The organism is Gilvimarinus japonicus (assembly GCF_042847215.1).
GTDB lineage: Bacteria > Pseudomonadota > Gammaproteobacteria > Pseudomonadales > Cellvibrionaceae > Gilvimarinus > Gilvimarinus japonicus.
On the sequence record NZ_AP031500.1, the window covers coordinates 505,013 to 520,694 of the forward strand.

12 protein-coding genes are annotated in these 15,682 nt (G+C 54.8%); 4 read left to right on the forward strand and 8 right to left on the reverse strand.

The genetic code is table 11. The annotated features are described in order from the left end of the window. Positions 1-5: 5 nt before the first annotated feature. From ACGHAD_RS02090 to ACGHAD_RS02110, 5 genes are all read right to left on the reverse strand, one after another. The gene (locus ACGHAD_RS02090; RefSeq protein ID WP_382416891.1) at positions 6-1,643 is read right to left on the reverse strand and encodes a S41 family peptidase; all 1,638 of its coding nucleotides are present in this window, start codon (positions 1,641-1,643) and stop codon (positions 6-8) included. 48 nt (positions 1,644-1,691) lie between these two features. Then, a complete protein-coding gene (ubiB, locus tag ACGHAD_RS02095; RefSeq protein WP_339617972.1) occupies positions 1,692-3,341 on the reverse strand; it encodes a ubiquinone biosynthesis regulatory protein kinase UbiB in 1,650 nt (549 codons plus the stop codon). Beyond that, positions 3,341-3,967, reverse strand: a complete 627-nt coding sequence (locus ACGHAD_RS02100) for an SCP2 sterol-binding domain-containing protein (RefSeq protein ID WP_339617973.1) — start codon at positions 3,965-3,967, stop codon at positions 3,341-3,343. The genes ubiB and ACGHAD_RS02100 overlap by 1 nt, the downstream gene beginning before the upstream one ends. Beyond that, on the reverse strand, positions 3,967-4,716 hold the full coding sequence (ubiE, locus tag ACGHAD_RS02105) for a bifunctional demethylmenaquinone methyltransferase/2-methoxy-6-polyprenyl-1,4-benzoquinol methylase UbiE (protein ID WP_339617974.1): 750 nt from the start codon (positions 4,714-4,716) through the stop codon (positions 3,967-3,969). The genes ACGHAD_RS02100 and ubiE overlap by 1 nt, the downstream gene beginning before the upstream one ends. Positions 4,717-4,836: 120 nt before the next feature. Continuing rightward, a complete protein-coding gene (locus tag ACGHAD_RS02110) occupies positions 4,837-5,307 on the reverse strand; it encodes an RDD family protein (RefSeq protein WP_382416894.1) in 471 nt (156 codons plus the stop codon). Between the two features lie 64 nt (positions 5,308-5,371). Between ACGHAD_RS02110 and ACGHAD_RS02115 the strand changes: the two genes are divergently transcribed. The 3 genes from ACGHAD_RS02115 to ACGHAD_RS02125 all read left to right on the forward strand — a co-directional run bounded on the left by ACGHAD_RS02115 (position 5,372) and on the right by ACGHAD_RS02125 (position 11,845). Then, complete coding sequence (locus ACGHAD_RS02115; protein ID WP_382416896.1) at positions 5,372-6,307, forward strand: sugar phosphate isomerase/epimerase family protein; 936 nt, start codon at positions 5,372-5,374, stop codon at positions 6,305-6,307. Positions 6,308-6,440: 133 nt separating this feature from the next. Next, entirely contained in the window at positions 6,441-8,171 is a 1,731-nt protein-coding gene (locus ACGHAD_RS02120; RefSeq protein ID WP_382416898.1) for an autotransporter assembly complex family protein, read from the forward strand. Further along, positions 8,168-11,845 carry a translocation/assembly module TamB domain-containing protein gene (locus tag ACGHAD_RS02125; protein WP_382416900.1) on the forward strand — a complete coding sequence of 1,226 codons (3,678 nt, stop codon included), beginning with the start codon at positions 8,168-8,170 and terminating at the stop codon, positions 11,843-11,845. Before ACGHAD_RS02120 ends, ACGHAD_RS02125 begins: the two co-directional genes overlap by 4 nt. Positions 11,846-11,902: 57 nt before the next feature. On the opposite strand, the gene ACGHAD_RS02130 is transcribed toward ACGHAD_RS02125, so the two are convergent. From ACGHAD_RS02130 to ACGHAD_RS02140, 3 genes are read right to left on the reverse strand one after another with little or no spacing between them, the layout of a single operon-like run. Then, the gene (locus ACGHAD_RS02130) at positions 11,903-12,307 is read right to left on the reverse strand and encodes a phosphate ABC transporter substrate-binding protein (protein ID WP_339617979.1); all 405 of its coding nucleotides are present in this window, start codon (positions 12,305-12,307) and stop codon (positions 11,903-11,905) included. A 14-nt stretch (positions 12,308-12,321) separates the two neighbouring features. Beyond that, on the reverse strand, positions 12,322-13,551 hold the full coding sequence (locus ACGHAD_RS02135) for a hypothetical protein (protein ID WP_382416902.1): 1,230 nt from the start codon (positions 13,549-13,551) through the stop codon (positions 12,322-12,324). A 29-nt stretch (positions 13,552-13,580) separates the two neighbouring features. Next, the gene (locus tag ACGHAD_RS02140) at positions 13,581-15,191 is read right to left on the reverse strand and encodes a methyl-accepting chemotaxis protein (protein ID WP_382416904.1); all 1,611 of its coding nucleotides are present in this window, start codon (positions 15,189-15,191) and stop codon (positions 13,581-13,583) included. Between the two features lie 271 nt (positions 15,192-15,462). Here ACGHAD_RS02140 and ACGHAD_RS02145 point away from each other — a divergent pair, with 271 nt between their 5' ends. Continuing rightward, positions 15,463-15,672: a DUF2061 domain-containing protein gene (locus ACGHAD_RS02145; RefSeq protein ID WP_339617982.1), complete on the forward strand. Its 210-nt coding sequence runs from the start codon at positions 15,463-15,465 to the stop codon at positions 15,670-15,672. Positions 15,673-15,682 lie beyond the last annotated feature (10 nt).

The following is a 15,682-nucleotide window of genomic DNA, read 5'->3' on the forward strand; positions in this document are numbered from 1 at the left end:
ATTCCTTAACGACGCAAAATCATATCGCCGAGCCCCGGCGGCTGATGAATAACACCGTCACCGGTGCCAGCGGCTTGTGCTTTTTGCAGGTCTGTATGTCCTTTACTTGTGCTTGCGCTCGGGCAGCTGCCGGTATCGCGGTAGTGTAACGCAGTGGCTAAGCGCGCCTCGTCGACGTTACCTAACAGATGGTCGTAATCGTCGGGGACGATGCAGCCGGGCAGCTCGGCGGTGTTGCTGCTGGCGGTATTACCCGGGAAGAAGCCGTCGCTGTACTCGCCATAGCCTTTGGCGTTGGCGGATTTAAACTGGGTGGTAAAATAGCTACTACCGCAATTGTCGAGTATGTAGGCACCGTAAGGTTTGCCACAGGTGGCGGCGCCAATTTGCACTACCTCAACATCGATACCGATTAGACCGTTAATAATAGCCTCGGATGCCGAGCAGGTGTTGGGGCCTGTTAATACGTAAACGCGGTTTAGGTTTAAAGTGGGTAGCGCTTGTCCGACGTCCTCCGAGAAGCCCTGAGTGCTTGTGTAGAATTTTTCCGGTTGGAGCGATTCGCCGGTAAAAGGGTTAACGTTCGGGTACTTGTCATTAAACTCAGTGGTATTAAAGGTTTTGTCGGCGGCATTGCTGCCGGCAATCATATAGGCAAGTTCGTTGGCGATCGCTAAATAACCACCGCCGTTGTAACGTAGATCCAATACTAAATCGCTGACGCTGTCGCTGCGCAATTGCTCGATAGCATTGCTGAGTGCGGTTTCGGCTGTTGCGATATGAGTATTAAACAAGATGTAGCCGACTTTGCCGGTCGCGGTGTCGAGAGTTTTTACCGTCGGGGCTGGGGCAATGGTGATCTCGGTTGAGTTCAACTCAATGGTGCGGTTGTTGTTGCTGTTTAGGTCTTGCACCTTAAAAGTGTGGCTCTGGTTTAGATCGGTCGGAAACAGTCCGGCATTTAGCGTCGCAATATCGTCGCCGTTAACAAAGTCGACGCCATCGATTTCTAAAACCCGTGCCCCGCGGCTCAACCCGGCTTGAGCGGCGGGCGAGTTTGGTTGCACGTAAGAAACTACCACCTCTCGCGGGGGGACGGCTGACAGTAGTGCCCAAACAGCGCCGTAGCCGGCCTCAACGCCCGACTCGGTGCGTTCGCGGTATTCATCGGTCGGGGCGCTCCAATGAAATTGATCTTTGGGGGTGCCGGTGGGCGTCAAAGCCGTGGTTTTCATCAGCTGGAAATACGTGGGCGTGGTGTAAAGCGCTGGGTTAACGTCTTCTACTTCGTTGTACCACAGGTAGAACTCGTTGGTGATAGAGCGCAAAAAGAAGTTCTCTTGCGTGGCGCTGCCTTGTTGGTCGGGGTAGGGCTGACTGTTGTATGGGGCAATACCCGTGCGCGGATTTTCACACAAGCTCGAAAAATTCTCAGCCGGCGCGTAGGCGCCCTCGACCCATGTCAGTGCGGAGGAACTGGAGCTGCTGCTGGCCACAGCGCTAGAGCTAGAGCGTGAAATCTGCGGGCCAGAGTTGCCGCCCCCGCCTCCACAGGCGGCCAGTGATAACACGCTTAATGTTATCGTGGCGTGGAGGGTCGCGCGTAAGCGCGCTGGTAGAGAGCTTTTACCAATAAAAGTCATAGTGTGCACTTATCCTTGTACTGACGTTGTGGTGTTGATAGGGCGTTTTTAACGTCCCGCTATTATGGCGATGCCGGCGGCCGCCAGCAACACCCAGACGCTTGCGGGTAGCTGGCTAACATCGATGCTTTGCAGCCGCATATTCAGCTCGCTAAACGCCAGACAGCCGGCGCCGGCAATGCTGAGTAAGGCGATAAAGTTAGCGTAGCGTCGGCGCCGCCGGGCTTTTTCTTGGCGTGCCATCTGCTCGCGCGCCAGAGCCAGTTCGTGGCTCCATTGGCCGATATTCTGCACTTGTTGTAAACCGTTAAAGACCAAGTGCGGTACCTCGGGAAACTTCTCAAGCCACTCGGGAGCGTAGCGCTTTAATTCGCCCCACAAGGTGCGTGGATCAAACCGGTTTTTAAGCCAGCGTTCTAAAAACGGGTGGGCGGTGCTCCACAGGTCCAGGTCGGGGTAGAGCTGGCGGCCTAATCCTTCAATATTTAATAATGTCTTTTGCAGCAGTACTAGTTGTGGCTGCACCTCCATATTAAAGCGCCGCGCGGTACGAAACAGGCTTAATAATACATGGCCAAACGATATATCTTTGAGAGGCTTTTCAAAGATTGGTTCACACACGGTGCGCACGGCGGCTTCTAGCTCTTCGGTACGGGTGTTTTCGGGTACCCAGCCACTTTGTACATGCAGCTCGGCCACTTGGCGGTAATCGCGGCGGAACATGGCCAGCATGTTGCGCGCTAAATAGTATTGGTCGGCGCGGGTCAGTGAGCCAACAATCGCCATATCCACGGCAATGTATTGGGGTTGGTCTGGGTGCTCGCGGGAGACAAAAATATTGCCCGGGTGCATGTCGGCATGAAAAAAGTTGTGCTCAAACACTTGGGTAAAAAAGATCTCGACACCGCGCTCGGCGAGCTTTTTCATGTCGGTATGTTGCGCTTTTAATGCATCGATTTGGGTGACGGGGATTCCCGAAATGCGCTCCATCACCAACACTTTATGGCGGGTGTAATCCCACATGATTTCGGGGATATACAAAAGCGGCGAATGTAAAAAGTTACGGCGCAGTTGCGAGGCGTTGGCCGCTTCGCGCTGTAAATCCAGTTCGTCAAAAATGGTGGTGCGGTAATCGTCGACGACCTCGACCGGGCGCAGGCGTTTGCCGTCGGCGCTGTAGCGTTCAAGCCCGCGGGCTAACAAGTGCAGCAGGCGCGTGTCTTGGCTAATGATGCGCTCGATGCCGGGACGCACAACTTTTACCACCACCTCGCGGCCGTCGTGTAGCACGGCGGCGTGTACCTGCGCGACCGACGCCGACGCCAGCGGCTCGCGATCAAACTGGGCAAAAATCGCGTCGACGCTGTCGCCCAACGAGCTTTCTACCAGCGCGCAAAAAGTTTCTTTGGCAAACGGCGGCACATTGTCTTGTAAATCGCTTAGCGCCGCGACGATATCCGCGGGAATCAAGTCGGGGCGGGTCGATAATAGCTGGCCGAATTTAACAAAAATTGGCCCCAGTTGCTCGCAAGCTAAGCGCAGACGCTCGCCGCGGGTGAGCTTACCGGCGGGTATTAAATGCAGAGGGCAGAGCAGTAACCTGAGCCACCAGGGCAAGTTGTGCCGAGGCAGCAATAAGTCGAGCCTAAAGCGGGCAAAGGTGTAGATGATTCGGCACAGGCGAAACAGAGAAAACATCAGTGATCCTTGTGATCGTGGCGCGCCTGCAGGCGGGCGATACGGGCGCCGAGTCGATCCAGTGCCAGGCGGGTGTGGTCGATATCCTCAACAAATAGTGCAAACTCAGAGCGGCCCAGCACCGCTGGGGACTCTTCGGCCAAGTACTCGCGCACCAAGCGCTCGGCGCCGTGGGCGCGGTCGCGGGCCCAAACACCGGCGCCGCGCAATGATTGCGCTAGGGCGTGGGCTGGTAGTGTGCCAATAATATCGGCGAGCGCTAGCTCCCAGTCGATATCCAGTTGGCCCATCAGCCCTTGTAGCTGTGCCAGCACGCCCGCGTTGCCGCTAATGCTAACGCCGCTGCCGTACAGACTGTGCTGATCGGCAAACAATAGTTTCACCATGTCGGCACCGCTGCCGCTTAAGGTCGCCGACAGCTCGCCTTCGTGATGGCCGGTTAGATTGATGCCATCGTGTGTGAAGTGCAGGTAAATTTTTTGTGCCGGTTGCGTGCAATCTAGCAGCAAAGTTTGGCCGGCGAGCTTGGCTAATTGCGCCTGAGTGCCCGGGTCGTAATGCAGCGCCTTTGCTACCGCTTTTTCTAGCGCGATGAGCACGGCGGTAACGGCGGTTGGATCGGCCATTAGGGTTTAACACCCATGTGGAGGGCGACGATGCCGCCGGTCATGTTTTGAAACTCGGTCATGACAAAACCGGCGTTATCCATCATGCCCTGCAGAGTTTTCTGATCGGGGTGCATGCGAATCGACTCGGCCAAGTAGCGGTAGCTGTCAGAGTCGTTGGTGATCAGTTTGCCCATCAATGGCAGTAGGGTAAACGAGTAAGTGTCGTAGGCTTTTTCGAGCAGTGGGTTGCCCGGTTTAGAGAACTCTAAAATGAGTAAGCGGCCGCCGGGTTTTAGCACGCGCAGCATCGCGGCCAGCGCTAAGTCTTTGTCGGTGACGTTGCGCAAGCCAAAGGCGATGGTGATGCAATCAAAGGTGTTATCGGGAAAGGGCAGGTACTGCGCGTCGGCCTGGGCGCAGGTTAAGTTGCCGGCCACGCCGCGATCGGTTAGGCGGTCGCGGCCAACGTTGAGCATTGAGGCGTTAATATCCGCCAGTACCACTAAGCCCTCGGGGCCGACTTTACGGGCAAATTGGTAGGATAAATCCCCGGTGCCACCGGCAATGTCCAGCACCTTGTGGCCGGCGCGCACGGCGGACTTCTCGATGGTGTAGCGCTTCCATAAGCGGTGCACGCCGCCGGACATCAGGTCGTTCATTAAGTCGTATTTGCCGGCGACCGAGTGGAACACATCGGCGACGCGCTCGGCCTTTTGGTCGACCTCGACCTGTTCATAACCGAAGTGAGTGGTTTTTTTCTCGCTCATAGCACACCTTGCCTGTCGCCAGATTTTGGGCCGCTATTGTAACCGAGCCGGCCCTATGGCGCGACAACCTTACCCCTACTAGCGCGATGATAAAGGTGGACGAGATCACCGCGCAGTAGTTTACGCCGGCGGGCGAATCACCAGGGTGCGCGCCAGTTTGTCGTGCCAACCTTGCTTGCGCGGGTCCCAGGTAATCCACAAGAAACCTAGCCCCAGCGGCAGCAGCGAGACGTAGTAGCCGATATAGCGCACCGCCAGTTGCCAAGGGGCGGGTTTGCCAAGGCTGTCGGCATCGACGATTTTGGCGCGTACCACCAGCTTGCCCGGGGTGGCTGCTTTGATCAGCCAAAACACTAGGGTAAAGCCGGCGGGAATGCCGTAATTAATCCAAAGGTTGTCGCCGCCGGCCAGTAACATCTCAAGGCCACTGTCCATATGCCGGTAGGCCGTGATGATCACGCCGATCAGCAGCGGTAGCACGACAATAGAGTCGATAATAAAGGCGCCAAAGCGTGGGCCAAAACCCACATATTCCGGTGTGCTTAGGGTTAAAGGTGGCGTGTGATGGTCGCTGGTAGTGTTTGAGGGCATAAGGTTTGGTTACTGTGTTAGAGACTGCAAGTATGGGTAAAGATTTTACGCCGGGGCGGGCCGAGTGGCTATACTGAGCGCCGATGCGGGTTATTTGACTCAGCACGCACGCTGCGGTTCCAGCAGTATAACGAATAACGAATGGAGTGCCATTATGCATGTTTTTAAACGATTTTTAGCATCTTGCCTGCTGACAGTGACGGCTTTTACGGGCGTGGCTAGTGCGGCCGAGCCCGAGCTTAGTGTTCAGTTGTGGTCGGTAAAAGATGACCTGACCGAAGACTTTAAAGGAACCCTAGAGTCTTTGGCTGATATGGGCTTTGATGCGGTAGAGTTTGCCGGTAACTTTGGCCCTTACGCGGATAACCCCGCGGGCTTGAAGGCGTACTTGACTGATATTGGCCTGGAGGCATCAGGTGCTCATGTGGGGTTTGATCAGCTGAGCGATGACAAGCTGTATCAGACAATCGCGTTTTATCAGGCCCTTGGCGCCGCTTATTTGGTGGTGCCCTGGGATGGTCGGGCGACCAAGCCCGAGCAAGTTGGCGAATTGGCCGCGCAGTTGAATGAAGTGGCCGGTAAGCTAGCCCCTTACGGTTTGCTTACTGGGTATCATAACCACGCGCCAGAGTTTGATGCCTATAAAGGCAGCACCTTTTGGGACTTTATTGCCAGTAACACCGACGATCGCGTGATTATGCAACTCGATGCCGGCTGGGCGACTGTGGCGGGTAAAGATGCCGCCGCCTATATTCGCAAGTACCCCGGTCGTACTCTGGCGACACACATCAAAGCCGGTTTACCCGAGGGCACGACTGGCAAAAAAACCATTTTGGGACAAGATGTCGCTGATTGGGCCGCTGTAGTAACCGCCGCCCGTGAAGTCGGTGGTACGCAGTGGCTGGTGGTCGAGCAAGAAGAATACCCCGAGGGCATGACGCCACTGCAATCGGTTGAGGCCTCAGTTGACGGTTTGCGCGAGATTATGGCGAATATGTAATATCCCCCCAGGCGCCCTTTGTGGCGCCTATTGGTTGGTCTGCAGGTGGCATGGAGTGCTAAACTGGCGTTGCAACTTCTGGCAGCTATAGCTTGTCTAATGTGTTGCTAACTTTGAATTTAGCCGGAACCTTATGCCGCCAAACATTGCTCGCCTGCTACTGGTAGGTGTTCTCAGTCAAACTCCCTTCGCATTTGCTATTGAGCCCAAACTCGATTTGGTGGGCGGCTCTGATGCGCTGCGCGATAACATTCGCGCTTATTTAGATGTTGCCAATCAATCCTGTCGCTTGGCGCGCTGGCATATGCGCGCCTTGGGGCGCGAGCTTGATGCCAAGGTTGACGAGGCCGCCCGAGCATTGGGCTATTACCAACTTTCCAGCAAAAAAGATTTTCAGCGCGAGAACGATTGCTGGCGTTTAACCCTGACGCTGACCCCAGGGCCGGTAGTTAGCTACGACGAAGTGAATGTGAATATTGTTGGCGACGGAAAAGACAACCGGCGCCTGCTTAAAGCGCGTTCGAGCAACCCTTTGCGGGTAGGAAGCCCGCTTAATCACGGTCGTTACGAAGCTTACAAAAGTAGTTTGCTAAAGGCGGCGAATGTCCAAGGATACTTTGATGCCGACTTTAATCGCGCCGAAGTCTTGGTAAGTCGGGAGCACAACACCGCGCGGGTTAACCTAGAGATGGATACCAGCAGTCGCTATCGCTTGGGCGACATTACGGTTAAACATGATATTTTAAATGACGATTTGATTAATCGGTACGTGACGCTTGAAGAGGGCGATGAGTACAACTCCGATGATTTAGTACGTTTAAAAAGTGAATTGCAGGCGAGCAATTATTTTGAAACTGTCAATGTAGTGCCGCAAATGCAGTCGTTGCAAGATGGTACGGTACCGGTAAATATTGACCTGGGTGCCGGCCCTAAGCACAGTTACTCGGCGGGTATTGGTTATGCCTCGGACACTGGCCCACGGATCTTGCTGGGTTATGAAAATCGCTACTTAAACGATCGCGGCCACAAGCTCGATGTGAATATTAACGCCTCGGAAGTGATTACCACCTATATGGTGAGTTACTCGATCCCCATGGCGCGCCCCGCCTACCAAACACTGCGCGGTTATACCGGTTTTACGCAAGAAAAAATTAACGACTCCACCAGTAATCGTCTGGTTACCGGGGCCAACTATTCCAGCTGGGAAAACAGCGCCTGGCTCAACAATTACGGCCTTAGCTACGAGCAAGAAGACTACTCCTTTGGCGACGACCCGGCGCGCAGCTCAGAATTAATTATTCCGTTGTACAGCACCTCGTACTCTAGCGCCAAAGACGTAAACTACCCCCGCCGCGGCTGGAATGTCACGATGCGCCTCAAAGGCGCGAGTGAGTCGCTGATCTCTAGCACGGATTTTTTGCAAGCCTATGGCCGACTTAAAATGATTCTCCCGTTAGGTGAGGATGGCCGCGTGTTATTACGCGGTGAGGCGGGTATTACCGAAATAGATGACTTTGATAAATTGCCCATCTCATTGCGGTTTTTTGCCGGCGGTGACTCGAGCGTACGTGGCTATGGCTATAAAACCTTGGGTCCCACCAATGACGACGACATTGTCATTGGTGGTTCACGTTTAATAACTGGCAGCGTCGAGTACGACCATCGCATATTTGGCGACTTTAGCGTGGCGACCTTTTACGACGAAGGGACTGCGTTTAATGAAGGCTACCTCGACCGTTATCGTGGTGTTGGTGTCGGGGTTCGTTGGATCTCGCCGGTGGGCCCGGTGCGCGCCGATCTCGCTCGCGCCCTCGATGGTGACGAAGGCTGGCGTATCCATTTAAGTGTGGGGCCTGATTTGTGATAAAGCGGTTATTGTTGCGAGCGCTGTTATCGCTTGCTGTTGTCCTGATGACCTTAATCAGCGTTGCTACTTTAGTGTTAGTAACGGAGCCGGGTACGCGCTGGCTGCTCGATCAGGTGCGCGGTGCCACGGCCTTTAATTATCAGCAGCTCGACGGCAACCTCATGACCGGTGTGCGTTTGGGGCAAGTCGAGTACATCATGCCTGGGGGCGAGTATCGCGCCGACGCCATCGAATTGAGCTGGCACCCGGCCGGTGTTATGTGGGGGGCGCTAGTGGTTGATGCCCTTGCGGTAAGTGGTTTGGATATTCAAATTACTAGCTCGCCTGAGACCGATACCGCTGAACCTGAAGCCGCGTTTAGCTGGCCTGAGTTGGGGGTGCCGGTGGCTATTATCGTGCGCGATTTAAACCTTGAACGTGGTTATGTTGCGGTTAACGATCAGGGCTATTACCTGGATGCCGCCCATGCCAGTGCGCGCTATGGGCCGGGTAGTCTTGTCATTGATGAATTGACCGTGCGCACGGCCGACAGCCAGGCAACCTTAAGTGGCAGTGCGGAGCTAAGTTACCCCTACGCCTTTGACGCCGAACTCAGCTGGGACTTGCAACCGCTAGCGGCCGGCGCAAATGCCGCTGATGTCATGCATTTTGTGCCCGCTGAGGTTTTAAACCGCGCACCTGCCGGGCGTTTAGCGCTGAATGGCGATCTGGAAACGCTAGGTGTTAATGCGACATTAGCTCGCCCGGTCCAGTTGTCGCTGGCTGGTGATTACGCCACCGGCGTGGGCGATCAGTCGGCGGGTATCGATGCCGAGCTGTCGTGGCCTCGCCAGCCACTGGCAGCATTGGGCATTGAGGTTGCGGCGCTAGCGGGCAGTGACGTGGCCGGCGCTCTTGCGGTTAAAGGGTGGCTCGATGATTACCACGCCACGCTCACCGGGGATTTTATCCACCCCAACTATCCGAGCTTAGCGATCGAGGCTGATATCACCGGCGACACTCAGCACTTGACGCTGAAAGACTCGACATTTGCCGCAGCCAAAACTCGCTTGCAAGCCACTGGCGGGCTCGATTGGGCTGACGGCTTAGGTTGGGATTTGGCGCTGACCGCCGAGCACCTGGATCCGCAGCTGGTGTTGCGTGATTGGCCCGGCGATATTGACGCCGAAGTCACCACCGCGGGGTCACAGCGCAATGGCGCGTTGGATGTAAGCCTTGATATTAACGCGATGGCAGGTCAGCTACGTGGCTTGGCGCTTAACGGTCAGGGCGCGCTAGCCTACCACGGCGAGCGCTGGCAGTTCAGCGATTTAGCGGTCTCCCTTGGCGCCAATCGCGTGGCCGTAAATGGCAGTTTCAGTGATCAGTACAATATTAACTGGGATCTGCAGGCGCCCATTCTGGCTCAGATAGACCCAAGCTTAGGCGGTAGCTTAACCGCGCAAGGCCAGCTGACGGGTACGCTTGCAAGCCCCAAAGTCCAGCTGAGCGCCGAGGGGCAAGACTTACATTGGCAGGATTACCAAATTGCCAATGTAAGTTTGCAATCCAAATCCGTGAACCTTAAAAAAGGCCAGCTAGCGTTAACCGCGGAGGCGCGTGATTTGCTGTTAGCGGGCGTTGAGTTGGCGGCGGTCAGTGCTGTTATCGATGGTGGCGCCGAGCAACACACTCTGTCGCTGGATGTTGTGCAGGACACGCAAAACCAACTGCAGTTGGCGCTTGCCGGTGGATGGGATGGCGAGTCGTGGCGTGGAACCCTCGAGCAATTACAACTGCGCTCATCATATGCCCGCACCATGAACTTGCGCCAGAGTGCGGCACTGGAGCTCGCGGCCGACCGGGCGCAGCTTGAATCTCTGTGTTTGATTAATCGGGGCAATGAGCGGGGGCAGCGCGCTGATGCCGATACGGCTTCAGCGGCGGTTGACGGCGACCCCAAACCTGACAATGCCGCGGCGGCCACGCCCGCTGCGCTGGCCGCTAGGCGAGAAAGTGCAAGGCGAGAGCAGCCGGACGACTCGGTGCCGCACAACGCCGGCACCGATTTATGTTTGGATGGCCAGTGGCAGGCACAAGGGTTAACCGAGGCCAGTTTAACCATCAACCGTTTGCCGCTGGCATTGTTGCGCCGCTGGTTAAAAGAAGAGGTGGATGTCGACGGGTTTATTCACGGTAAAGGTACATTGCGCTGGCCTGCCGGTGAACCTCAGGTAATGGATGTCGAATTGGCGGCGCAAGATGCGGTGTTTATTTATAACCTTGAAGAGGGAGAGCCCGATCAATATCCCGTTGAAGATTTACACGTAACGGCAAACTTTCAATCGCAACAGTTGAACGCCGACGTGGGGCTGACGTTTATCGACTACGGTCAATTACAGGGCACGCTCAGTGCCCATACGGGCGATCGCTCGCTAAACGGCAAGCTCAATATTGGCCTCGATAACCTCTCGCCCCTTGAGGCGCTATTACCGGCAATTAGCAATGTGCATGGCTCGTTAAAAGGCGCGTTAAACATCGCCGGTACTTTGGATGCACCGAGCGCCGCCGTAGATTTAACCTTAGCCGATGGCGGTTTGGAGCTGCCGTCACTCGGGGTTAATTTGGCCGCCCTCAATGCGACCGTAAAAGGCGATCATCAGCGGTTGTTGCTCGATGCCAACGCGAGTGCCGGTGAAGGGACGCTAACGGTAAAAGGGGAGGGACGCGATTTACTGTCGTCCAACTGGCAGGTGGAGGCGAGCGTCGCTGGCGAGCGCGCCAAGCTTATGAATATCCCCGCGTTAACCTTGCTGCTAACACCCGATGTTGCTATTAAAGTGGATGCCGATACCTTTGATATTTCCGGTAGCGCGAAAGTGCCCGAGGCCCACGCAACGATCAGTACGCTGCCGGTAACGGCAACCAAAGTGTCCGACGACGTGGTTGTGGTTGATGCCGATACAGGCACCGGGCAGTCTCCAGGTATGGAGCTGCACATGAACTTAGACGTTGCCCTGGGTGATAAAGTTACGTTGGATGCGGCTGGGTTTAAAGCGCGTATTGGCGGCAATCTGTCACTGAATAAAGTACCGGAACGGGCGATGTATGCCGTGGGGAATATTCACATTATTGACGGTCGTTATCAGTCGTACGGGCAAGATTTAAGTATCGAGAAAGGGACTTTGTCATTCCAAGGGCCGTTAGATGACCCCGGCCTTAACGTTACCGCTACCCGAGAAGTGGAAGAGACGACTGTAGGGCTGATTATTGGCGGGACATTGCAAGCGCCGGTGACCGAAATATTCTCGCGCCCGCAAGTGAGCGACAGTAATGCTATGTCGATGTTGTTTACCGGTAAACCACTGGATGGCGCATCGTCAGGAGAGGGGGCAATTTTGGTCAATGCCATTGCCAAACTTGGGATAAAACGGGGTCAGTTTCTGGCCGATGATATTGCCAGTCGTTTTGGTTTAGATGAGCTCACCATTAAAGCCGAAGATGATGTGAAAGACAGTCGCTTGTGGCTTGGCAAATATATTACCGAAGACCTTTATGTGCATTACGCTATTGGTTTGTTCGACAGTTTGTCGAGTGTTGGCTTGACCTATTTTTTAAACGATAACTTCCGTATCGAGGCCGAGTCGGGCGAGGTGCAAAGTGCCGACTTGATTTTCCGAATGCAGCGGTAGTGAATGCTTACGCCAAAAAAAAAGGGCCGCAACAGCGGCCCTTTTTTTACGATCACACTAAGGTGTAAAAACCACTTTCACACTGCCGTCGACATCGGCCGGGGTGACGTAACCCACCGCGCCGGGTGTACTGGCAACCGCAGCTTTTACCGCGGCGGTTGAACCTAGCGTGCGCGGTGGCTGGCCTTTGCCGGTAAATACCTGCTTAGACCAGAAAGCGTTTAACTGTGCCTGGGAGCGACCGGTAACGCCACTGTGAAATTCTTCACGCAGCGCATCGCCACTTTCAAGGTCGATGGGATCGGCACTTTGGCCATTCGGCAGTTGCTTGCTGCGACCAATATATAAGTCCCGAACCTGATCTTTCTCCATAGCGTCGGGGCCCGATGGATGGGTGATCACGACAAAGTCCGCCAGTGCCATTGGTGTGATTAGCAGGAGCGATAAAAGTAAATGTTTCATGGTAACAGTGCTCCTTAAAAGGCCGAGTCGATTTTGATGGAGTAAACATCGGCGTCGTCATAGGCGATCGCGGGGGCAAAGTTGCCGTCGAGTCCGCCGCCGGTGCTGCCAAAGTCGCTGGCGCGGGTTACGTCAAACTTAACCGCGACATTGCTCATAACATCCCAGCGCACGCCTAGGCTGTAGGCTTTGCGTTCTAAGTTAGCGACTTCCGAGCCCGACAACACATCGGTATTGCCAAAAAACGGACTGCCCGGTGTGGTCAGCGCGGCAAAGGCCGCTTGCCGGCTAAGCGGACGTTCGCTGTCGTCGGTGCTCTCGGTCATGGCGATAGTGGCGTAGGGGCTAAAGGCACCAAAGGTACGGGCAAGGGTGATGTAGCCTGATTCTGTGTCGGCGGTGGGGCCGTCAATCTCAAGGCTGGTGAATTCGGAAATCACCTGCCAAGTGCCGTCGTTGTAACTAAAACCGACCCCCATAAAGGTGGTGTCGAGTTTGTCCCCGCCGGTGGTAATTTCGGCTTGGGCAACGTTGGCCCGTAGCGTCCAGATAAAGTCAGTCCAGGTGGCGGAGCCGCCCACTAAATCATTAACGGCCAAACGTGCGACTTGGCCGCCCGGCAAAGCAATGGTTTCGTCGGACTCACCGAGAAACCCCTGCAGTGACAGCGTCGAGTTGTTTAGTGAGATATCGTATAAGCCATCGACACCGGTGTAGCTGGTAACCGGCACAGCGCCGTACACTTCTACCGGCGGGCGAATCCATGGTTGCGCATAGCCCACTTCCAGTGAGTCGGAATACATAAACAGCGGCAAGCGCATTTTACCGGCACGCATTTTAAACGACGGCGTGAATTGATGGCTGATGTAAGCCCACTCGATGGCCGGGTCCCAGTCTTCGCGTCCGCGTCCGACTAACTGCATTGTGACTTCGGTGTCGTCGGTTAGGGTAAAGGCGCCCTGCAAGCCAAACAGGCTGTCGTTGTTAAAAGTGCCTTCTTCGGTGTAACCGGCGTAGCCACCATCGTTACTGGCAACACCGTAGGCCAGGCTCAAAAAGCCGTTAAAACGCAGGCGATCTTGTCCGGTTTTGTTGCTGCTAACTTGCGATTGTAAATTCGCAACTTGTTGTTCCAGCTGCTTGAGACGCTCTTCGTCGGATTGTGCGTTAACGGTATTGGCGCACAGCAAAAGGCAAGTCAGGCTTGCCATGGTTGCGGTGGATTTGTAGATGCGTTGAGCCATGAGTGGCAACTCCTTGTGTGAAAAATAAATCAAACTTTAAATTGTGCTGCGATATGGCCGAGGCGTTTGGATATGTCGTCGATATCTTGGCAAATTTCATTGGTCTCGCTGGTGCTGTCTGTGACAGTCTCGGTATTTTGATGAATGCTGGTAACGTGGCTTACCACCTCATTAAAGGTAGCACTTTGTTCGTGAGTTGCCGCCGCGATTTGATCATTAAAGCTGCTGATTTGCTGCACGCTGGCTAAAATGGTGCGCAGCGCAAGCTCTGACTCTTGAGTGGCGGCCACACCCGTGTTGGCGCGCTCGACACTCGATTGCATCGAGTTGACGGCATTTTGCGAAACACTCTGCAGCTCGCTAATAACGCTGTGAATTTCTTCGGTGGCCTGGCGGGTGCGCACCGCGAGTTGGCGCACTTCATCGGCGACCACCGCAAAACCGCGGCCGTGCTCGCCGGCACGAGCGGCCTCAATGGCGGCGTTAAGGGCCAGCAAGTTGGTTTGTTCGGCTACGTTTTGAATGGTGTTAAGCAGCTTGCCAACATCGGCACTAAAACCGTCAAACTGATTAACCACATCGGCCGATTCTTTGACGTCGCCGGCCAAGGCGGTAATGGTGGTGACGTTGGTATTGAGAGTGGCCTGGCCCTGTTCGGCGGCTTGATTAATTTCGGTGGCTTGGCTCGAGGCATTGCTGGCAAACTCGGCGACTTCGTGCACGCTGCTCATCAATTCTTCAATGGCGTGGCGGGTGGAGGCGATCGCCTCAGCTTGCGCGGCAATTTCGCTGACATTGCGCGAGCTGGTGTCGGTCAGCCGCGCCGATACGGTGCTGAGCGCAGTAACGTCGTTAAGCATCTCGGCAAACGAGCTGTGGAGTTTTTCGACAAAGGCGTTGAAGTTATTGGCCAGCTCTAAAATCTCGTCGTGGCCGCGATAGTCGATACGCGAGGTTAAGTCGCCCTCGCCAGAGGCCATGATGCGCAGAGAGTCGGATACCTGTGCGATATTGCGGGTGATGGAGCGGCCGATCACGAGGCTTAAGCCGAGCAATAGGGTCATGGTGGTGATCGCAATGGCGAGCGAGATACGCCCGGCACTGGCAGATTCAGCCAGTGTCTGGGCAATAGACTGGGTAAAGCGCTCTTTGGTGGCGAGCTTCATTTGTTCAAGCTGGCTGCGCAGATCCTCTAACCGCTGGGCATTTTTACGTGCCTGCTCGGCAACGCTGGAGAAATCGACCGTGCCATCGATAAAACTCTGGGCAATATCTTTGGCGGTTTGGTACCAAAGCGCGAACTGCTCGCTAGCGAGCTCGCTGTCGTTGCTAATAGCCGCGTCGATCTCGCTTAGCTCCTGCAAATTTGACTGTATCAGTGTGTGCTGTTGCTCGGCCTGCGCCAGCAGATCCGTGTCCCCGGTGGTGACGGCAGCATTAATATTTTGTTCCATCAACAATAGAGTACCGAGGTTAACGGTGTTTAACTCAAGCGCGGGGTAGAGTTTGGTTTGCACGGCCATTAGACGCCCGGCGTTGGCGCGCTCTACCCACACTGAGTGTCCCTGAGAAATAATAAAGGCCACCAGGGCGATAGCGACCATCAGTAAGAGCTTGTGAGAAATTTTTAATCGCAGCACGACGTCATCCAAGGTTGTCAGCTAATTTTCAGCTTGCTTAAAAGGAGCGGTAGTAAAACGTTTACTTCTATAGTTATAGAGGTTAACGGCAGAAGTGACCTAATGTTGAGTGGATATTGGCAGGATTTAGGGTGAATACGTCGATAAGGGCGCCATTTTAGCGTATAGGTAACAACTATTAAAGAGATAGCTGCAATTACTTGGTGCTATTTGTTGGGAGTGATTACTATTTACCTGTAGGCAATAATCTCATCACGTACCGGAGGCGACCATGTTAAAAACTTTATCTTTTGCTGTATTGCACTTTACGGTCGCGTTTACGGTGACTTACCTGTTAACCGGCGACATTGTAATTGGCGGTGCGGTTGCCATGATCGAGCCCGCAGTTAACACCGTCGTGTTTTACTTTCACGAGCTGGGCTGGAATCGTTGGGGAGAGGACCGCGATGCACTGCTTGAGGTGTTTGCCGAGCGCGCCTAAAACACAGCAA